Origin of the sequence: Pseudomonas sp. S5F11 (genome assembly GCF_019641515.1) — a bacterium.
GTDB lineage: Bacteria > Pseudomonadota > Gammaproteobacteria > Pseudomonadales > Pseudomonadaceae > Aquipseudomonas > Aquipseudomonas rhodesiae.
Genome location: NZ_JAIFJZ010000001.1, coordinates 1160454 through 1182677 on the forward strand (window position 1 = coordinate 1160454; position 22224 = coordinate 1182677).

Annotated in this window: 6 protein-coding genes; 2 read left to right on the forward strand and 4 right to left on the reverse strand. The window is 64.1% G+C overall.

Annotation, left to right across the window (positions count from 1 at the left end; translation table 11 throughout):
- Positions 1-5: 5 nt before the first annotated feature.
- Together K1567_RS04990 and K1567_RS04995 are read right to left on the reverse strand one after the other, a co-directional pair.
- Positions 6-7784 carry a non-ribosomal peptide synthetase gene (locus K1567_RS04990; RefSeq protein ID WP_220698206.1) on the reverse strand — a complete coding sequence of 2593 codons (7779 nt, stop codon included), beginning with the start codon at positions 7782-7784 and terminating at the stop codon, positions 6-8.
- 3 nt (positions 7785-7787) lie between these two features.
- Positions 7788-18734, reverse strand: coding sequence for a non-ribosomal peptide synthetase (locus tag K1567_RS04995; RefSeq protein ID WP_220698207.1), 10947 nt, complete (start codon positions 18732-18734; stop codon positions 7788-7790).
- A gap of 209 nt (positions 18735-18943) precedes the next feature.
- Here K1567_RS04995 and K1567_RS05000 point away from each other — a divergent pair, with 209 nt between their 5' ends.
- Positions 18944-19195 (forward strand): type II toxin-antitoxin system HicA family toxin, encoded by a 252-nt coding sequence (locus K1567_RS05000; RefSeq protein ID WP_034096965.1) that lies wholly within the window; start codon positions 18944-18946, stop codon positions 19193-19195.
- Entirely contained in the window at positions 19192-19554 is a 363-nt protein-coding gene (locus K1567_RS05005) for a type II toxin-antitoxin system HicB family antitoxin (protein ID WP_034096964.1), read from the forward strand. The genes K1567_RS05000 and K1567_RS05005 overlap by 4 nt, the downstream gene beginning before the upstream one ends.
- A gap of 4 nt (positions 19555-19558) precedes the next feature.
- Here K1567_RS05005 and K1567_RS05010 read toward each other — a convergent pair whose 3' ends face one another.
- A complete protein-coding gene (locus K1567_RS05010; RefSeq protein WP_220698208.1) occupies positions 19559-20731 on the reverse strand; it encodes an MFS transporter in 1173 nt (390 codons plus the stop codon).
- Positions 20732-20772: 41 nt separating this feature from the next.
- Positions 20773-22128, reverse strand: a complete 1356-nt coding sequence (locus K1567_RS05015) for an MATE family efflux transporter (RefSeq protein ID WP_040268007.1) — start codon at positions 22126-22128, stop codon at positions 20773-20775.
- Positions 22129-22224 lie beyond the last annotated feature (96 nt).

Genomic DNA, 22224 nt, shown 5'->3' on the forward strand with positions numbered 1-22224 from the left:
GCCCCTCAGGAAATCAATTTATCCAAATCTTCTGCTGATAGACGTTTGAGGGCCTCCAAGGATTTAGCCAATGCGTCCTGCACCGGCGAATTATTTGTTTGCTGGGCCGCGACGTAAGCACTGAAATCAGCCAGGGTGGGTGCGGTGAAGATCGACTTGACGTCGAACTCGGCGTGCAAGCGCTCGCGCAGGCGCACCACCACTTGCGTAGCCAGCAACGAATGCCCGCCCAGCTCGAAGAAGTTGTCGTGCAGGCCGACACGCTGAACGTGCAAGACCTCGGCCCAGATCGCGGCGACCTGTTGTTCGAGTTCGCTCTGGGGCGCAACGTACTCGCGGGCCATCAGGCTGGCATCGGCCTTGGGCAGCGCCTTGCGATCCAACTTGCCGTTGGGACTCAGCGGCATCTGCTCCAGCAACACCCACTGTGCCGGCACCATGTAATCCGGCAGGTGTTCGGCCAGGTGCGCACCGAGCACCTCGCGCCAGTCGTCGCTGGCATGGTGCAGCACCAGGTAACCCACCAAGTACTTGCCGTCCACCGCCAGCACCGCCGCTTCGCGGACCTGCTCGTGCTCCAGCAACCGCGCTTCGATCTCGCCCAGCTCGATACGCAGGCCGCGCAGCTTGACCTGATGGTCGATACGCCCGGCGTATTCGATCACTCCGTCTTCGCGGTAGCGCGCCAGGTCGCCGGTGCGGTACAGGCGCTCGCCGTGGACGAACGGGTGGGCGATAAAGCGTTCGGCGGTTAATGCAGGACGGCGGTGATAACCACGGGCCAGGCCCGCGCCGCCCAGGTACAGCTCGCCCAGCACGCCGACCGGCACCGGTTCGAAATTGTCGTCAAGCAGGTAGCAGCCCAGATTGGCAATCGGCCGGCCAATCGGCACCGTGTCGCGGCCTTCGTCGACGCAGGTCCAGTGGGTCACGTCGATGGCGGCTTCGGTCGGGCCATACAGGTTGTACAGCCCGGCGTGCGGCAGCTTGGCGAATACCTGCTGCTGCGCATCCACCGGCAACGCCTCGCCGCTGCACACGATGCGTTGCAGGCTCCGGCAACTGGACACCGCCGCATCCTGCAAGAACGCCTGCAACATCGACGGCACAAAGTGCAGCGTGGTGACCTGTTCGGCGTTGATCAAGTGGATCAATCTGGCCGGATCGCGGTGATCGCCAGGGGCGGCAATCACCAGCCGCGAGCCGGTCATCAGCGGCCAGAAAAACTCCCACACCGACACGTCGAAACTGAACGGGGTCTTTTGCAATACGCTGTCGGCCGCGCTTAACCCGTAGGCTTCCTGCATCCATTGCAGGCGGTTGAGCAAGGCCGAATGGCGGTTGCCCGCGCCCTTGGGTTGGCCAGTGGAGCCCGAGGTATAGATCACGTACGCGAGGTTTTCGCCGTCCAGCGCGACAGCCGGGTTTTGCTCGCTGTAGGTCTCAAAACTCGACTCGCCCAGCACCAGGGTTTCCAAGCCATGCGGAATCGGCAACTGACTGAGCAAAGGCGCTTGGGTCAGCAGCAGTTGCACGCCGCTGTCGTCGAGCATGTAGGCCAGGCGTTCGCGTGGGTAGTCGGGGTCCAGCGGCACATAGGCGCCGCCGGCCTTGAGCACCGCAAGCAGGCCGATAACCATGTCGAAGGAGCGCTCCACGGCCAGCCCCACCCGCACATCCGGGCCGACACCGGCCTCGATCAAGCGATGGGCCAGGCGGTTGGCGCGGCGGTTGAGCTCGGCGTAGTCGATACGTTGCTCGGCAAACACCAGGGCCGTGGCCTGCGGCTGGCGTTTGGCCTGGGCTTCGATCAGGTGATGCACCCACTGGTTTTGCGGGTAGTCGCGGGCGGTGGCGTTCCACTGCTCAAGTATTTGTTGGCGCTCGGTCATGTCCAGCATGGCCAGTTCGCCAAGGCTTTGCTCACCGCCTTGGAGCATGCCACCCAGCAGGTTGGCCAGATGCCGGGCGTAGCCCTGCACCATGGGCATGGTGAAATGCGCACGGGCAAAGTTGAATTGCACCGACAGCGTTTCACCGACGTCCGCCAATACCGTCAATGGAAAACTGGTTTGTTCATGGGCCTGTGGCGCGCCAAATCGCAGACCACTGCCGCCGCCCTGCTCAAGGGCTTTGGACACCGGGTAGTTTTCGAATACCAAAATGCTGTCGAACAGCCCTTCCCCGCCTTGCCCGGCCCACCGCTGGATATCGTACAGCCCACAGTGCTCATGCTCGCGCAGGGACAAGTTCTGCGACTGCACTGCTTGCAGCCAATCGGCCACCGACGCCTGCTCATCCACCGCGCAGATGACCGGCAAGGTGTTGATAAACAATCCAACCTGTTGTTCCACCCCCACTAGTTCAGCGGGACGCCCGGATACCGTGGCGCCGAATGACACCACCGGTTGCCCGCTGTGGCGGTGTAGCAGGATCAGCCACGCCGCCTGGATCAAGGTATTGAGGGTAACCTTGTGGCTACGCGCGAAGGATTCCAGGCGCGCGGTCAAGCCGGGGTCAAGCGACAACTGATGCTGCCCCTGCCCCGTCTGCGACGTTGGCGGATAGGTGCCCAGGCGGGTCGGCGCTTGCAACGCGCCCACCTGTTCGCGCCAGAAGGCTTCGGTCGCCGCGCTATCGCGCTGTTGCAACCAGCCGATGTAATCGCGATAGCGCCCGGCGGTTTCGGGCACCGCGATCCCGGCATAGCGTTGCAGTACTTCACCGAACAAGCGGGAATTGCTCCAGCCATCCATCAGGATGTGGTGATGGGTGTAAATCAGTTCATGGCGCTGCTCGTCGGTGCGCACCAGCAGCAGGCGCATCAAAGGCGCGTGGGACAGGTTGAAGCCCTGCCGACGCTGGGCCTGCTGCAAATCCTGTAGAGCCTGTTCGCACTCCGGCATGGCGCGCCAGTCAAGCACCTCGACGGTCAAACGGGCCGCGCGGTACACCACCTGGCATGGCCAGTCCAATTGCCCTTCCCAGAAAAACCCGCTGCGCAGCACGTCATGCGCCTGCACCGTCGCGTCCCAGGCTTGCTGGAATCGTGGCACGTCCAGGCCATCGACGCTGACCCGGATCTGGTTGATGTAGTCGCCCGCCGCTTGCTCATAGAGGGAGTGGAACAGCATGCCCTGCTGCATGGGCGACAAGGTGTAGAGGTCTTCGATGGCATCGGCGGCCAGCGGCAGCGACTCAAGTTGCTGTTGGCTCAACCGCGCCAAGGGGAAGTCCGACACGGTGACGCCGCTGTTGCCGGGCGTGCAGCAATGCGCGATCAACGCCGTCAGTTCGCGGCTGAATGCCACGCTCACAGCTTCGATCACCTCAGGGTCGAACATCAGCGGACTGAAGGTCCAGCCCATGTGCAACTCGCCGCCATACACTTGGCCGTTGACGGTCAACCAGTTGCTCAGTGGCGCGTCCGGGCTCTGCTCGGCACCGGCACTTTCCGACGCAGTGGCAAACAGGCCGTCCGGCTGATCGAAGCTGGCGTCGACCTGGCCCAGGTAGTTGAAAGTGATGCGCGGCACCGGCAAGCGGCTGAACGCTTGGCGCGTCGCATTATCTCCCAGATAACGCAGGGCACCGAACCCCAGACCGTTGTCTGGAATGGCACGCAGTTGCTCCTTGATCTGCTTGATGGAATCGGCCAGGGAGTCGGCCGGCGTCAGGCGCACTGGGAACAGACTAGTGAACCACCCCAGAGTGCGACTCAGGTCGATGTCATCGAACAGGTCCTCACGTCCATGGCCTTCCAGCTGGATCAGGCTGCTGGCATGCCCGGTCCATTGGCAGATCACCCGCGCCAGGGCGGTCAGCAGCAGGTCATTGATCCGTGTGCGATAGGCCGCCGGTGCCTGTTGCAGCAATTGCCGGGTGCGTTCGGCGTCCAGTCGGCTGACCAGCGTGCGCGCCAGTCGACCTGGCCGAGCGCCGTGGGGGTCACGGCACGGCAGGTCCGTGGGCTCGCCATCGAGTTGCTGCAACCAGAAGTGCTTTTGCGACTGGATCGCTTCGCTGTGGGCATAGCCCTGCACGCGCTCGGCCCACGCTTTGAACGACGTCGTCTTGGCTGGTAGCGCATGCTGGCGATACAGACTTTGCAGGTCTTCAAGCACCACCCGCCAGGACACGCCATCCACCACCAAGTGGTGCATGACCAGCAGCAACCGTTGGCTGCCGTCCGGCAGATCGGCAAGCAATACACGCAGCAGCGGCCCGTTCAGTGCAAGGCTGCGCTGGGCCTCTTCACAGCGCGCCGTCAGGGCCTGGGTATCCGGCACCGTGGCGTGCCAGAGCAGTCCGCTGGCAGGCTCGGCATGCACGGCTTTCCACGCTGAACCGTGCTGACTGAAGCGCAGGCGCAGTACATCGTGGTGCAGCATCAGCGCCTGCAAGGCCGCTTCCAGGCGTGCGGCCTGCAGAGGCTGGCGCGGCGTCAAGAGCAGTGACTGGTTCCAGTGGTGCGGCTGCGGCAGGTCTCTTTCGAAGAACAACTGTTGGAACGGCAGCAGCGGCGTCTGACCCTGCACCGGCCCCTGGTCGATCACTGCCACAGCGTGCAGCTGTGCCACCCGCGCCAGGCTGCGCACGGTCTGGTGCTGGAACAGCGCCTTGGCGGTGAAATGGATGCCGGCAGCACGCGCGCGGCTGACGACCTGGATCGAGATGATCGAATCCCCGCCGCGTTCGAAGAAGTTGTCGTTGACCCCCACTTGCTCGACGCCCAGCACATCGGCCCAGATCGCGGCGATCTGTTGCTCCAATGCGCTCTGCGGGGCGATGTAGTGATGCGTCACCTCAGGTTTGGGCAACGCCTTGCGATCCAACTTGCCGTTGGGACTCAGCGGCATCTGCTCCAGCAGTACCCACTGCGCCGGCACCATGTAATCCGGCAGGTGTTCGGCCAGGTGCGCACCGAGCACCTCGCGCCAATCGCCGTGGGCATGGTGCAGCACCAGGTAACCCACCAAGTACTTGCCGTCCACCGCCAGCACCGCCGCTTCACGGACCTGCTCGTGTTCCAGCAACCGCGCTTCGATCTCGCCCAGCTCGATGCGCAGGCCGCGCAGCTTGACCTGATGGTCGATACGTCCGGCGTATTCGATCACTCCGTCTTCGCGGTAGCGCGCCAGGTCGCCGGTGCGGTACAGGCGCTCGCCGTGCACGAACGGGTGGGCGATAAAGCGTTCGGCGGTCAATGCAGGACGGCGGTGATAACCACGGGCCAGGCCCGCGCCGCCCAGGTACAGCTCGCCCAGCACGCCGACCGGCACCGGTTCGAAATTGTCGTCAAGCAGGTAGCAGCCCAGATTGGCAATCGGACGGCCAATCGGCACCGTGTCGCGGCCTTCGTCGACGCAGGTCCAGTGGGTCACGTCGATGGCGGCTTCGGTCGGGCCATACAGGTTGTACAGCCCGGCGTGCGGCAGCTTGGCGAACACCTGCTGCTGCGCATCCACCGGCAACGCCTCGCCGCTGCACACGATGCGTTGCAGGCTCCGGCAACTGGACACCGCCGCATCCTGCAAGAACGCCTGCAACATCGACGGCACAAAGTGCAGCGTGGTGACCTGTTCGGCGTTGATCAAGTGGATCAATCTGGCCGGATCGCGGTGATCGCCAGGGGCGGCAATCACCAGCCGCGAGCCGGTCATCAGCGGCCAGAAGAACTCCCACACCGACACGTCGAAACTGAACGGGGTCTTTTGCAATACGCTGTCGGCCGCGCTTAACCCATAGGCTTCCTGCATCCATTGCAGGCGGTTGAGCAAGGCCGAATGACGGTTGCCCGCGCCCTTGGGTTGGCCGGTGGAGCCCGAGGTATAGATCACGTACGCGAGGTTTTCGCCGTCCAGCGCGACAGCCGGGTTTTGCTCGCTGTATTGCTCGTAACTCGACTCGCCCAGCACCAGGGTTTCCAAGCCTTGCGGAATCGGCAACTGACTGAGCAAAGGCGCTTGGGTCAGCAGCAGTTGCACGCCGCTGTCGTCGAGCATGTAGGCCAGGCGTTCGCGTGGGTAGTCGGGGTCCAGCGGCACATAGGCGCCGCCGGCTTTGAGCACCGCAAGCAGGCCGATAACCATGTCGAAGGAGCGCTCCACCGCCAGCCCCACACGCACATCCGGACCGACACCGGCCTCGATCAAGCGATGGGCCAGGCGGTTGGCGCGGCGGTTGAGCTCGGCGTAGTCGATACGTTGCTCGGCAAACACCAGGGCCGTGGCCTGCGGCTGGCGCTCGGCCTGGGCTTCGATCAGGTGATGCACCCACTGGTTTTGCGGGTAGTCGCGGGCGGTGGCGTTCCACTGTTCAAGTATTTGTTGGCGCTCGGTCATGTCCAGCATGGCCAGGTCCTGCAAGGGCCGCGTCGTGTCGGCCACCGCCCCACGCAGCAGGCCCAGCCAGTGCCGGAGCATGCGCGCGGCGGTGCTGGCATCGAACAAGTCCGTGGCGTAAGTCAGCGACGCCCAGAGGCCGTCCTCGGTCTCCTGGGTGTCCAGGCTCAAGTCGAATTGCGCGGTGCGGGTCTCATGCTCCAGGCTGACCACCCGCAGGCCCGGCAGTTGTTGTATGGCCGTCCGCACCTGCGCCTGATGGTTGAACATCACTTGGAACAACGGGTTATGGCTAAGACTGCGCTCAGGCTGCAAGGCCTCCACCAGCTGCTCGAAGGGTAAATCCTGATGGGCCTGGGCTTCCAGCGCACGACGCTTGGTGTGCTGGAGCAGTTCGGCGAAGCTCATGGCAGCATCAAGGTCGGCCTTGAGCACTTGGGTGTTGACGAAGAAACCGATCAGCGCCTCGGTTTCGACACGGTTGCGGTTGGCAATCGGCACGCCGACACGGATATCGCGCTGCCCGCTGTAGCGGTACAAAAACAGCTGGAACGATGCCAGCAACAGCATGAACAGGGTCACGCCTTCGCGTTGGGCCAGGGCCTTCAAACCGGTCACCAGCCCAGGGTCAAGCTGGATGTCCTGACGGGCACCGAGAAAGCGCTGTTGCGCCGGGCGCGGACGATCGAGGGGCAGCGCCAGCACCGGCTGCGTACCGCCCAGCAGTTGACGCCAATAGTCCAATTGGCGCGTTTTCTCGCCCGCCTCCATCCAGCGGCGTTGCCACAACGCATAGTCGCCGTACTGGATCGGCAGCGGCGTCAAGGTGCAGTCCTGACCCTGGCTGTACGAGGCGTATAGCTGCATCAGTTCCTGCACCATCACGCCCATAGACCAACCATCGGACACAATATGGTGCTGCACCAGCACCAGCACATGCTCCTGTGCATTGAGTTCCAACAGGGTTACCCGCAACAGCGGGCCTTGGCGCAAATCGAACGGACGGGCGATCTCGGCCTCGACCCGGGCCTTGAGCTGCGCCTCGTCGGTACGGTCTTCAAGGATCTGGATGTCGGTATGGGGTAACACTTGTTGGGTGCGCGATTCGTCGTCCAGGTGCAGGCGGGTGCGCAGGCTTTCATGTCGTGCTGCCAGGCTGGCAAAGCTGCGCCGCAGGGCGGCCTTGTCCAGCATCCCGCACAGACGCAGGGCACCGGGCACGTGATAGGCGGCACTGTCCGGGTCCAACTGCCACAGAAACCACTGGCGCTCCTGGGCGTAGGACAGCGGCAGGTGTTGGTCGGCCTCGCGAACCGAGGCAATGGGCAATTGCGCGAAACTCATGCCTCGGCTTTGCAAGCGCTGGTAAAACTGCTGGCGCTGTTCCAGAGGCAGGCGAAGAAAGCGCGAAACCAGATCGATATTAGGGTTGGTAAGCATGCTTCAAATCGCCTCTAGTTCGCTCAAAAAGTCACGAAGGTCGTCAAAGTCTTCCGCGCTGCCGGCACGGAAGGTGGCTGCGGCCTGCACATAGGCGCGCAGGGTTTCGGTCTGGAACACTTCCACCAGCGGCACGTCCAGGCCCAGTTCGGCCTGGACCCGCGAGGTGATCTGGATCGCCAGCAGCGAATGCCCACCCACCTCGAAGAAGTTGTCGTTCAGGCCCACCTGGGGCAGGTGCAACACCTCGGCCCAGATCGCGGCGATCTGTTGTTCCAGTTCGGTTTCAGGAGCCACGTAGGTCTGCTGCATCAGGCTCGCGTCCGGCGCCGGCAGGCCCTTGCGGTCGAGCTTGCCGTTGGGGGTCAGCGGCATCTGCGCCAGGAACATAAAGTGCGTAGGCACCATGTAGTCCGGCAGGCGGGTTTTCAGGGCGCGGCGCAGGCTGTCGCGCAGCGCGCCGTCGTCGGTGGCGCGGGCCGGCACCACGTAGGCCACCAGTTGCTTACCGGACGGGCCGTCGTGGGCCACCACCACGGTTTCGCCAACGTTGTCCTGCTCGCGCAGACGCGCTTCGATCTCGCCCAGTTCGATACGGAAGCCGCGGATTTTCACTTGGTGGTCGACCCGCCCGAGATAATCCACTACACCATCCGCACGCCCGCGGGTCAGGTCGCCGCTGCGGTACACGCGGCTGCCGGGTTTGCCGAACGGGTCCGGCACAAAGCGTTCGGCGGTCAGCGCCGGGCGCTCCAGGTAACCCCGCGCCACGCCCTCGCCGCCCAGGTACAACTCGCCAGCCACGCCGATGGGTTGCAGGTTGAGCTGCGCGTCCAGTACGTAGCCGCTGCGGTTGCCCAGCAAGGTGCCGATGGGCGCATACACCGCACCGCACGGGTCGCCGCGCCGTGCTTTCCATAGCAAGGGCGTGACCACGGTTTCGGTCGGGCCATAGCCATTGAACAGGTACGTCGGTTTCAGCGCGCGCCAGGCCAGGTCGTAACTGGCCTGGGCCACCGCATCGCCGCCAAAGCAGTACACGCGCACATTCGGCGGGTTGCCATCGCGTTCGGCATGCTCGGCCAGTTGTTGCAGGTACACCGGCGGGAACACCGCCATGGTCACGTGGTGACGGTGCATCTGTTCGTAGGTGTGCTCGGGCAGCCACAGGCTGTCGTCGCGGATGAGCACACTGGCGCCGTTGATCAGCGGGTGCATCCAGCCTTCGTGGGAACCGTCGAAGGCGAACGACATAAAGTGCAGTTCGCAGTCGGTCGGGCCGGTTTCGTAGCGTTCGCCAGTGGCGATGATATGCGCCACCAAAGGGCCGTGGGCCACCGCCACGCCTTTGGGCATCCCGGTGGAGCCGGAGGTGTAGATCACGTAGGCGAGGTTGGCGCCGTCCAGTGCGACGTTGGGGGCGGTATCGCGATTGTCGGACCAGAGCGGTGTGTGATCAATTGCAAGGACATGCAGGCCATCCGGGATCGGCAAGCGCGGCTGCACCGTCGAATGCGTCAGCAGCAACTGAGCGCAGCTGTCCTCCAACATATACAGCAGCCGATCACGCGGATATTCGATATCCAGCGGCACATACACTCCACCAGCCTTCATGACTGCCAGGAACGCCACCATGATCTCGGCACTGCGCGGCATGGCGATAGCCACGCGAACCTCGGCGCCAACCCCACGGGCAATCAACGCATGGGCCAGGCGGTTGGCCTGGCGGTCCAGCTCGCCGTAGGTCAGGGTTTGGGTGTCGAATTTCACCGCTACGGCATCGGGGGTTTCCCGGGCGCGGTCGGCGAACAATTCGTGCACCAGGCGCTGGGCCGAGAAGCCGGCATCGCTGCGGCCCCATAGGTGCAGAATGTGCTGTTGCTCCGCGTCATCCAGCAATTTCAACTGGCCGATGCTCTGCTGCGGGTCGGCCACCATTGCCTGCAACAGGTTATGCCAGTGGCGGCCCATACGTTCGATGGTGGCGGCGGTAAACAGGTCGGTGGCGTAGCTCAACGAAGCGTTGAGCCGCTCCTGGGACTCATCGATATCCAACACCAGATCGAAATGCGCATTGGTGTCGCCCCACGTCACCGGGGTCATGTCCAAATGCGCCAGACGCTGCAGGTGCTGGCCGGACTGGCTGATATGGTGGTTGAACGCCACTTGGAACAATGGGCTCAAGCTCAGGCTGCGCTCGGGCTGGAGGGCCTCGACCAATTGCTCGAAGGGCAGGTCCTGATGGGCCTGGGCTTCCAGGGCACGCTCTTTCACCTGGGCCAACAATTGGCGCACGCTGACGTGACCATCGATCTCGGCTTTGAGTACCTGGGTATTGACGAAGAAGCCAATCAGACGCTCGGTTTCCACCCGGTTGCGGTTGGCAATCGGCACGCCAACGCGAATGTCCTGTTGGCCGCTGTAGCGGTGCAGCAGCGCCTGATAAGACGCCAGCAACAGCATAAACAGGGTCACCCCTTCACGCTGAGCCAGGGCCCTGAGGTCGTCGAGCAGCGGGCTCGACAGGTCAATGGACAAACGCGCGCCACGATGGCTCGGTACCGCCGGGCGTTGATAATCGAACGGCAGCTCCAGCACCGGTTGCTCACCGCCCAGCAGCTCGTGCCAGTAGCTCAGCTGACGCGCCTTCTCGCCCGCCTCCATCCACTGGCGTTGCCACACCGCGTAATCGGCATATTGAATCGGCAGCGCCGGCAATTGCAGGCGCTGGCCCTGACTGCAAGCGCCATAGAGCTGCACCAGCTCGTCGACCATCACCTGCATCGACCAGCCATCGGAAATGATGTGGTGCTGTACCAGCACCAGCACATGCTCATCTTCGGCCAGGCGTAGCAGGTTGACCCGCATCAGCGGCCCCGCACGCAGGTCGAAAGGTTGCGCGATACAGGCTTGCAGTGTGGCTTCAAGGTGCGCTTCATCGGTATCGAGCACGGCCATGGCAAGGTGTACCTGCGGGCTGATCACCTGCACAGTGCGCTCGGCTTCCTGGAGCAGATGGGTGCGCAAGCTTTCGTGGCGAGCGACCAGGGCATCCAGGGCCTGTTGCAGCGCATCGACATTCAACGGCCCCCGCAGACGCAATGCACTGGGCATGTGATACGCCGCGCTGGTCGGGTCCAGTTGCCACAGAAACCATTGGCGCTCCTGGGCATAGGACAGTGCCAGCGGCTGCTCGCGCGACACGCTGACCATCGGCGGCGCGGTGTCGGCCTGCACGTCCGCGCACGCCACGGCAAACGCTTCCAGCGTCGGCTGTTCGAACAAGACGCGCAACGGGACTTCCCGCTTGAGGTCGTGACGCACCCGAGAGATCACCTGGGTGGCCAGCAAGGAGTGGCCGCCACGTTCGAAAAAGTGGTCATCCAGCCCCACCGACTCGACCTGCAACACCGCCTGCCAGATGGCCGCCAGTTGCTGTTGCAGCGGGGTTTGCGCGGCACGGTAGGCCTGGGGCGATTGGCTCAGGTCCGGGGCCGGCAGCGCGCGGCGGTCGAGTTTGCCGCTGGGGTTCAAGGGCAGCGCATCGAGCACCACCCAGTGCGCGGGCACCATGTAGTCCGGCAGGGAGCGCTGCAAGGTCGCCGCCAGGGCCTGGGTATTCAGCGGCTGCTCCAGGGCCGGTACGACGTAGGCCACCAGTTGCGCACCGGTCGCGCTCGGCTGGGCGATCACGGCCGCCTCACGTACCTGCGGCAAGCCTTGCAGATGGGCTTCGATCTCGCCCATTTCGATACGGAAACCACGCACTTTGACTTGATGGTCGATACGCCCCACATACTCCAGGGCGCCCGCCGCGTTGTAGCGGGCCAGGTCGCCACTGCGGTAGAGCCGCGCACCCGGCGTGCTGGAAAACGGGTCGGGCAGGAAGCGTTCAGCGGTCAGCGCCGGGCGGTCGAAGTACCCCTGGGCCAGGCCGGCTTCGGCGCCGATGCATAGCTCGCCGACGCCTTCGCTGTCCAGCAGGTCGAAGGCACTGTCGAGCACATACAGCCCACGGCCTTCGATGGCGCGGCCAATCGGTACGCCAAACGCTTCGCTGGCATCCGCCAGTTGGCAGGTGTGCACGCTGGACACCACGGTGGCCTCGGTCGGCCCGTAGGTGTTGACCAGGCGCACAGCGCCCAGCCCAGCGGCGTGCCAGGCGCGCAGCCCTTCCACCGACATCGCCTCGCCCCCCACATGCACCTGGCGCAGGTTGCCCAGCGTTCGGCCATCCACGGAGCACTCCTTGGCCAGCAGGTACCAGTAGGCCGCTGGCAGGTCGGCCAGGGTCACGCCCTGCTCGACGATTTCCCGTGCCAGTTGCCCGGCGTCCCACAGCTCGTCACCGCGCATGATCAGCGCCGCGCCCATGCACAGCGGTGGGTAACACTGCTCGACAAAGCCGTCGAAGCTGAACGTGGCGAACTGCAGCACACGGTCATCGCTACGCAACTGGCTATAGCGGGCGGCGCTGTCGCAGAACTGGCCGAGAGCGGCATGGTCGATGGCCACGCCCTTGGGCTGGCCGGTGGAACCTGAGGTGTAGATCAAGTAGGCCAGGTCGGCAGCGGCGGCATGGTTGGGCGGATTGAGCGCCGAGTAGCCCGCCAGCTCCGCCCCCTCGGCACTGAAGTCCAAGCGGGTCAGGGCCTCGGGCAACGGCAGGTCGGCAAGCAGCCCGGTTTCGCTGAGCAGCAGGTTCAAGCGACTGTCGGCCAGCATGTAGGCCAAGCGCTCGGCGGGGTACTTGGGGTCCAGCGGCACATAGGCCGCGCCGCTCTTGAGCACGGCCAACAGGCTGACGATCAACTGCGGACCACGGCGACACGCCAGGCCCACGCGCTGGCCGGGAGCAACGCCAAGCTCCAGCAGACGATGAGCCAGACGGTTGGCTCGCGCGTTGAGCTGTGCGTAGCTCAACTGTTCGTTAGCCGCCTGCACGGCCAGTGCGTCGGGGGTGCTGGCGGCCTGGGCGGCGATGCGTTCATGCACGCGCGCGCGGCTCTGGGCAGCGGCAGCTGATTGACTGCGGGCGAGCAGTTCGCGCCGGGTGTCGGGCGCCAGCAGCTGCAGGCTGCCCAACGGCGCCTGGGCATCGGCGAGCAGTTGCACCAGCAGATGCCGCAGGTTGGCGCCCAGTCGGCCGACCTGCTCGGCACTCAAACGTGCACGGTCGTAGCTGAATTCCAGGCGCAGGCTCGCGCCTAGCTCTATGCCCAGGGTCAGCGGGTAATGGGTGCGTTCGTGGTTGTGCAACGGTCCGAACGTCAGCCCGGCGGGCGCGCCCTGTTTTAGGGCTTCGGCCACCGGGAAGTTTTCGAATACCAGCAAGGTATCGAACAGCGCACCCTGTTGGCCGGCCCAGCCTTGAATGTCATAGAGCGGCACGTGTTCGTGATCGCGCAGGCTCAGGTTGAGGGTTTGCAACGCGCTGAGCCAATCGGCGGCCGACTGCGAAGGCGACGCCGCGCTGACGATGGGCAAGGTATTGATAAACAGGCCCAACTGCTGCTCGATCCCCGGCAACGGTGCCGAACGCCCGGCCACCGTGGCACCGAAGGCCACGCAGGCTTGGCCGGTGTAACGCTGCAACAGCAAGGCCCAGGCACCTTGCAGCACGGTGTTAAGGGTGACTTTACGTGCGCGGGCAAATTCACCGAGGGCGCGGGTGAAGTCGGCGTCCAGCACCATGGAGTAATCGGCCATGCCGGTGCCGTTGACCGGTGTGCGCAGCGTGTCGGCGAGTAGGGTCGGCGCTTCCAGCGGTGCCAATGCGGCTTTCCAGAACGCTTCGCCGCTGGGCTGTTGCTGCAACCAGCCGAGGTAATCGCGGAACTGCCCTGCCGGCGCAGGGACGGCATGGCCGGCGTAGTGAGCGATCACTTCGGCAAGCAATTGGGCGTTACTCCAGCCATCCATCAGGATGTGGTGACTGGTGAATATCAGGTGCCACCCGTGGCCGGCGCCGCGCACCAGCATCAGGCGAAACAGCGGCGCCGCGTCGAGGGCAAAGCCCTTGTCGCGCTCGGCTTCGGCCAGTGCATCCAGATCGGCGCCCGTGTCTTCGATCACCTGCAACTGCAAATCGACATGGCGCTGGATCAGTTGATGGGCGCTGTGCAGGCCCAGCCAATGAAAGCTGCTGCGCAGGATGTCATGGCGGTCCAGGGCGGCCTGCCAGGCACGCCCGAACGCCAGCAGGTCCAGGCCTTCGATATCCAGACGCAGTTGGTTGATATAGGCCTGGGCCTCGGGTTCGTACAAGCTGTGGAACAGCATGCCCTGCTGCATCGGCGACAGCGGGTAGAGATCGGCAATCTGCGGCCCCGCCACAGGCAACCCGTCCAATTGCGCCTGGCTCAGGCGCGCCAGGGGGAAATCCGACGGCGTGACCTGCCCCGCCGGTGTGGCACAGCACAGCTCGATCACGGCCTTGAGTTCGGCGGCATAGTCGTCGGCCAGACGCTGAACGGTCGTCTCGTCGAACATCTCGCTGCTAAAGCCCCAACGCAACGCCAGCTCGCCACCGTACACCTGCCCTTCCACTGTCAGCCAATTGGCCAACGGCGCCTCGGGGTCCTGGGCCTGGCCGCTGCCCCGTGGCGACGGGACGAATAGCGCCGCCTCGTCGAACTGGCGGTCGAATTGGCCCAGGTAGTTGAAGGTAATGCGCGGCGCGGCCTGGCTCGCCAGGCTTGCACGGGCGTCCGGGGTGCCGAGGTAGCGCAGCAGGCCATAGCCGATGCCTTTGTGCGGCACGGCGCGCAGCTGTTCCTTGACCGCCTTGATCGCGCTCGACAACTCGCCGTTGGCCTGCAAGCGCAGCGGGAACAGGCTGGTGAACCAACCCACGGTGCGGCTCAGGTCGAGGCTGTCGAACAGGTCTTCCCGGCCATGGCCTTCCAGTTGGATCAACGCCGCAGGTTGCTGGCTCCAACGGCTGATGACGCGCGCCAGGGCGGTCAGCAGCAGGTCGTTGACCTGGGTGCGATAAGCCGCTGGAGCATCCTGCAAGAGCTGGCGGGTGTGCTCGGCGTCGAGGCGGATTTCAAGGGTGCGGCCCAGGCGGTTTTGCAGGCCGCCGTGAGGGTTGTCGCAGGGCAGCTCCGTCGCCATGGACTGCGCCTGCCAGTACGGCAGTTGGGCATCAAGGGTCAGTGCATGGGCCTGCAACTGTTGCGCCCATTGTTGGTAGGCGCTGGTTTTGGCTGGCAATGCGGCGTGGCGATAAGCCTGTTGCAGATCGTCCAGCAGTACGCGCCAGGACACGCCGTCGACCACCAGGTGATGGATTACCAGCAGCAACTGCTGCGTGCCATCGGTCATTGTCAGCAGCACGGCGCGCAGCAACGGGCCGCGTGCCAGGTCCAGGCTGCGCTGGGCCTCATCGCACAGTGCGGCCAGCTCGTTATCGTCGGCGACCTGGGTTTGCCACAATGCTGCCTCAGTGATAGGCGCGGCGTGCTGTTGCTGCCATTGGCCGTCCCGCTCGACGAAGCGCAGGCGCAGGGCATCGTGATGGTTGATCAACCGGGTCAGGGCCGCTTCCAGGCGTGCCGGTACCAACGCTTCGCGCGGGGTCAGCAGCAGCGATTGGTTCCAGTGCTGACGCGCCGGGATCGCCTGCTCGAAGAAGCTGGCCTGCACCGGGGTCAGGATCACGTCGCCGCTGACAGGGCCTTGGTCGATCACCGCCAGTTGCTCAAAGCTCGCGATCTGCGCCAGGCCGCGCACGCTCTGGTACTGGAACAGGTCCCGCGGGCTGAGGCGGATACCGGCCTGACGCGCGCGGCTGACCACCTGGATGGAGATGATCGAATCGCCGCCCAGTTCGAAAAAGTTGTCGTCCAGGCCGACCTGGGATACGCCAAGCACATCACTCCAGATCGCCGCCAGCGCCTGTTGCATGGGATTCTGCGGGGCGCTGTAAGCCTGCTGTGGCGCGGCGTCCGGCAGCGGCAAGGCTTTACGGTCGAGCTTGCCGTTGGCGGTCACCGGCAGTTTGGCCAGGTGCACCCAATGGGTCGGCACCATGTATTCCGGCAGGCTGTTGAGCAGCCAGCCCTTGAGGTCGTCCGGCGCGTCACCCTGCGGCACCAGATAGGCCACCAATTGCTTGCCGCCCTGCACCAGCACCACGGCTTCGCGCACTGACGGGTGCTGCAACAGACGGGTTTCGATTTCCCCCAGCTCGATACGCAGACCCCGTAGCTTGACCTGATGATCGAGGCGTCCGAGGTATTCGATCACCCCATCGGCACGCTGGCGCACACGGTCGCCGGTCCGGTACAGACGCGCCCCCGCGCCGAACGGGCTGGGCACAAAGCGCTCGGCGGTCAGCGCGCCACGCCGATGGTAACTGCGTGCCAGGCCGACGCCGCCCAGGTACAGCTCGCCGGATACCCCGGCGGGCAGCGGGTTGAGCTGGGCGTCGAGCACGTAGGTGCCGAGGTTGGCAATAGGACGGCCGATGGGTACGCAGTCGGCGCCTTCGTCGACGCAGGACCAGTGGGTCACGTCGATGGCGGCTTCGGTCGGGCCGTAAAGGTTGTACAGGCCGGCATTCGGCAGCTTGGCGAACACCTGCTGCTGCGCCTCCAGCGGCAAGGCTTCGCCGCTGCACACGATGCGTTTGAGGCTCGCGCAACCCTGCACGCCCGGCTCGTGGATAAACGCTTGCAGCATCGACGGCACAAAGTGCACGGTGGTGATGGCATGGCGTTCGATGCTCTCGATCAGGCGCGCCGGTTCGCGGTGTTCGCCGGGGGCCGCGACCACCAGGCGCGCGCCGGTCATCAGCGGCCAGAAGAACTCCCAGACCGACACGTCAAAGCTGAATGGCGTCTTCTGCAACACCGCGTCGCGCACGCCCAAGCCATAGGCTTGCTGCATCCAGCACAGCCGGTTGACCAAAGCGCGATGGCTGTTACCGGCCCCCTTGGGTTTGCCGGTGGAGCCGGAGGTGTAGATCACGTAGGCCAGGTTCAGCGCGTGCACGGTCACTTCGGGCGATGCGCTGCTGTAGCCCTCCAGCCAATCGCCAGGCTGATCGAGGGCAATCGCCCGGATACCCGCAGTGGGCAACGACGGCAGCAGGCTCTGCTGGGTAAGCAGCAGTTGGACGCCGCTGTCTTCAAGCATGTAGGCCAGGCGCTCCTGGGGGTATTCGGGGTCGAGCGGCACATAGGCGCCGCCCGCCTTGAGAATCGCCAGCAGGCCGATGACCATTTCCACCGAACGCTCGGCGCAGATCCCGACCAACCTATCCGGGCCAACGCCCTGCTCGATCAACGCATGGGCCAAACGGTTGGCGCGGGTATCGAGCTGGGCATAGCTCAGGGTGGTATCGCCGAACTGCAAGGCCGTGGCATCTGGGGTGGCGCGTACCTGGTCTCCGATCAGGTGGTGGATGCCGCGCTCAGTGGGATAGGTTTGCGCGGTCTGGTTCCAGGTGTGGGTCACGCGTTGAAGTTCGTCGGCGTCCAGCATCGGCAACTCGCCGATACGCTGCTCGCCATCGCCCACCATGGCGTGCAGCAGGCTGATCCAGTGGCGGGCCATACGCTCGATGGACGGCGCGTCGAACAGGTCGTTGGCGTAGGTCAGCGCAGCGTGCAGGGTGCCGGATTTTTCGTAGGTATCCAGGGTCAGGTCGAACTGGGTAGTACGGCCTTGCCACTCCACCAGGGCCAGCTCCAGGCCCGACGCGGTGCTGACCGAGGCGATATCGGCCACCACCGGTTGGTGGTTGTACATCACCTGGAACAGCGGCGTATGGCTCAGGCTGCGTTCGACGTGCAGCGCTTCCACCAGGCGCTCGAAGGGCAATTCCTGATGGGCCTGGGCGCCGAGGGCATGTTCCTTGATGGCTTGCAGCAGTTCGGCGACGCGGGTTTGCCCGGTCAATTCGGTGCGCAGCACCTGAGTGTTGACGAAGAAGCCGATCAGCCCCTCGACTTCCGTGCGGTTGCGGTTGGCGATCGGCACGCCGACGCGGATATCACTCTGGCCGGTATAGCGATGCAGCAGCACGTTGAACGCACCCAGCAACAGCATGAACAGAGTGACATTGTGGCGCTGCGCACAACTGCGCAATTGCGCGGCAAGGTCCGCATCAATCGCGAAGTGATGACGAGTGCCCTGGTAGCTGGGCATGGCCGGGCGCGGGCGGTCGGTGGGCAGTTCCAGCACTGGGTGCTCATCCCCCAGGCGCGCCTGCCAGTAATCCAGTTGCCGCGCCTGCTCCCCCGCTTCCAGCCAGCGGCGCTGCCACAGGGCGTAGTCGCTGTATTGGATCGGCAGCGGCGGCAGTCGGGGTGTTTCGTTGCGTTCGTAGGCGTCGTAGCAGCGGATGAATTCGTCGATCAGCACATTCATCGACCAACCGTCGGAGACGATATGGTGCAGGGTCAGCAGCAGCACATGCTCCTGCTCGGCGAGTTTGAGCAGTTGCACGCGCAGCAGCGGACCATGCTCCAGATCGAACGGCAACAGCGACTGGCGCACCGCCGCGTCGCTCACCGCCTGCTCCCGCTCGGCCGGCGGCAGGTCGCTCAGGTCGAGCTGCTCCACCACCACCGAGGGCTCGATGGCCACCTGGGACAAGCGTTCATCAGCCTGGCGCTGAAACACCGTGCGCAGGGTTTCGTGGCGCTCGACCAGACTGGCGAACGCCTGCTCCATAGCCCGCAAGCTCAGCGTGCCTTTGAGCCGCACCGCGCCCGGCAAGTTATAGGCGCCACTGGTCGGGTCCAATTGCCAAAGAAACCACATGCGCTGCTGCGCATAGGACAACGCCTGGCGATCCTCCGCCTGCACCCCAGCCGGAATCGGAAACCGCGAAAACTCCACGCCTTCTGTCTGTAAGGCCTGCAAGAACCGCTGGCGTTTTTCCAGGGGCAACCCGATAAACCGGCGAGCAAGTTTCAAGGAGTCTTCAGCATTCATTTCTTGGGATCCGGAGCAATAGGCAGGAAGCACAAAGGCACGTCGTCCCTATAAAACGAATCGCGAAAGGAAAAATTAGCGAGGGGATGCAGGCGCGAAACCGAGCGTCATCAAGGGTTACACCTGTGACGGGAAAGCTGCACGTAACCGAGCTAGCATTGACGCAAACCACTCTCTGCAACTACATTTAGTTACACGCAAGGAACGCCGTGTCCAAAAATGAAAAGCTGCTGGCCAAACTGCTCAATGAGCAAATGGCATTTACATGGCCCGAACTCGTCACGCTGCTGCGTCGCCTGGGCTACACACAGATCGAAGGGGCTGGAAGCCGCGTCAAGTTCGACAGTGGCGACCCCACTGCCATGATCACGCTGCACAAGCCTCACCCTGGCAACGAACTGAAGCACTACATTCGACGCCAGATCATCGAACAATTGAAATCAGGAGAACTGATTCAGTGAACAACCAACTCAAACACAAAGGCTACATCGGCTCTATCGAGGCCAGCCTTGAAGACAACTGCCTGTTCGGCAAGATCTTGTTCATCAAGGCGCTGATCAGCTACGAAGGAAAAACCGTCGCTGATTTGGATGCCGCTTTTCAGGCGGCCGTGGACGACTATCTCGTGACGTGCCAGAACCTTGGTCAAACCCCGGAAAAGCCATGCAAGGGCTCTTTCAATGTGCGGGTTGGACATGACCTGCATTTGGCTGCGGCGCTGGCGGCGACCCGCAAGAAAGTCACGCTCAATGACCTGACGCGTCAGGCGCTGAGTGAGTTCCTGCAACATCACTTCGCAGAACTTCACCCCAGCGCATAGCAAACTACCCCAACCGCCGATACCCCAGTAATGCCGCCCCCAGCACCACGCCCCCCGCGGCCAGCGCCACCCAGAACCCGCTGGCGGCACCGAAGTGGTCGATCATCCAGCCGGAACTCGCGGCGCCAATGGCTACCCCGATGCTCAGGCCGGTGATCAGCCAGGTCATGCCTTCGGTCAGGCGGCTGGGCGGGACGAGGCGCTCCACCAGGGCCATGGAGACGATCAGCGTTGGCGCGAAAAACAGCCCGGAGATAAAAATCGCCACGGCTAGGCCAGGGATATTGCTTGCCCACAGCAACGGCACGGTGGTCAGCGCCGTCGCCACCCCGCAAGCGAGGAACTGCCGTGGCAAGGACGCCTTGAGTTTGAGGGCGCCGAAGCCCAGCCCGGCCAGGCACGAGCCGATGGCATACACCGACAGCACAATGCTCGCCGCCGCCGGCTGGCCCTGCTGCTGGGCGAACGCCACGCTGACCACATCCACCACGCCGACGATCACGCCCATGGCCAGCAGCAGGATCATCAGGATCAGCACCGAGGGCGACGCGATCAGCCAGCGGCCGTGATGATCCTGATGCGCATGCACCGGCGGTTCGGTCTCGCGCTGCAACACGAAGGTGGTGACACCTACGGCCAGCAGCAGCGCCGCCGCTAACGGCCCGGCCTCGGGAAACACTACGACGCTCAGCCCGACCGAAATCGGCGGGCCAATGATAAAGCACACCTCATCGAGCACCGACTCCAGAGCAAACGCCGTGCGCAATCGGGGTTGGCCGCGATACACCTCGGTCCAGCGTGCTCGCACCATGGCTGACATGTTCGGCATGCAGCCGCACAGCGCGGCAAATACAAACAGCGTCCAGGTCGGCGCCTGCAGGCGCGTGCATAACAACAACAGTAATAACGCGCCGCCGCCAATCAACGCAGCGATCGGCAGCACCCGACCCTGCCCGTAGCGATCCACCAGGCGCGAGACCTGGGGCGCACAGAACGCCGTGGCCAGGGCAAACACCGCCGCCACCGAGCCCGCCAGGCCATAGCCACCCTGCACTTGCGAGAGCATGGTGATCAGGCCGATACCGGTCATCGACACTGGCATGCGCGCAAGCATGCCCGCCAGCACAAAGGCGCGGGCGCCGGGAACCTGGAATAAATCCGCGTAAGGGTTTGCCATGACTCAGACGCCTTCTGTGCCGAATGTGCGCATTTTTTCCATCACACCAACCGTTTGATCTGCTTATGCCGCCATACCAACCGGTAATACGCGGTCTGCAGCCCGAGCATCGCCAGGTAGGTGACCGGGAAGGCCATCCACACCCCTTCCAGACCGAAATGCGCATTGAACAGGTAGGCCATCGGCAACTCGACGCACAGCACGCAGAAAATCGAAATCGCTACCGGCATCAGCACCACGCCACTGGCGCGCATGATGCCCCCCACCACAGCCTGAAAGCCGAACACCAGGATGCTCCACAACATGATGTGCAACAGGTGTTCAGCGTTGACCCGCGCCTGCGCCTCAGTGATGAACAGCCCCAGCAACCAGTGCGACAGTGCATAGCCGAGCACAATCAGGCCGCCGGTCAGGCAGGTGTTGATCAGCAGGCCGGTGCGCAGGATCGGGCCGATGCGCTCCAGGCGCCCGGCGCCGATTGCCTGGGCGCCGAGGATCGAGGCCGTGATGGCTATCGACAAGGCCGGGAACTGCACGTAGTTGACGATCTGCGTCACCGCGCCATAAGCCGCAGTGGCTTGGGAGCCGTGGCCGTTGACCAGCGCCAGGATGACCAATTCCGACAGCGACAACACCACCATTTGCAGGCCGGTGGGCAAGCCGATGCGCAGCACTTTGCCGAGAATCGCGCGGTCCAGGCGTAAAGCCGCAAGTAACTCGCGATCCGGCGCCATCACATGCTGTTTGCGGCGCAGGCGCAGGATCAAAAACAGCATCGCCGCCCCGTTGCCCACCAGACCGGCGTACACCGCGCTCTGGATGCCCAAGGGCGGCAGGCCGACCCAGCCGCCAATCAACGCGGGAGTCAGCAGCAGGCCCACCAGGGTCGAGACCATCAGCGCCAGCAAGGGTGAAATGGTGTCACTGACGCCGCGCAACAGTTGGGTGTAGAGGATGAACACCAGCAGTAACGGCATGATCAGCATCATCATCCGCGCATAGCCGACCGCATCGTCGAGCACATCCAGCGGCGTGCCAAGGGCCTGTAACGCCGAGCGCGCAAACAGACTGCCCAGCACCGCCGCACTCACGCCCACCAGCGCGCCCAGGGCCAGCGTAGCGCCGGTGATGGACTTGACCATTGCCGTTTCCTGAGCGCCCCAGGCCTGGCCGATCAACACCGACGCGCCCGCCCCCAGGCCGATCACCAGGGCGATGAAAAAGAACACCACCGGGAACATCCCCGACACCGCTGCCAGAGCCTGGGTGCCGAGCATTTGCCCGACATAGATGCCATTGAGGGTGCCGGACAAACTTTGCAGGAAGTTGGACAGCACCATCGGTGCGAGAAAGATCAGGTAGACCTGCCACAGCGGACGTTGCAAAGGGCTTTGCATGAAAAAACCGGGCCTCGGAGAGCTAGAGCGTCCGAGGGTTATACCGTAATTGGATCCTATCTTCCCGAGGTTTGTCCTTTATCGACAGGATGATCG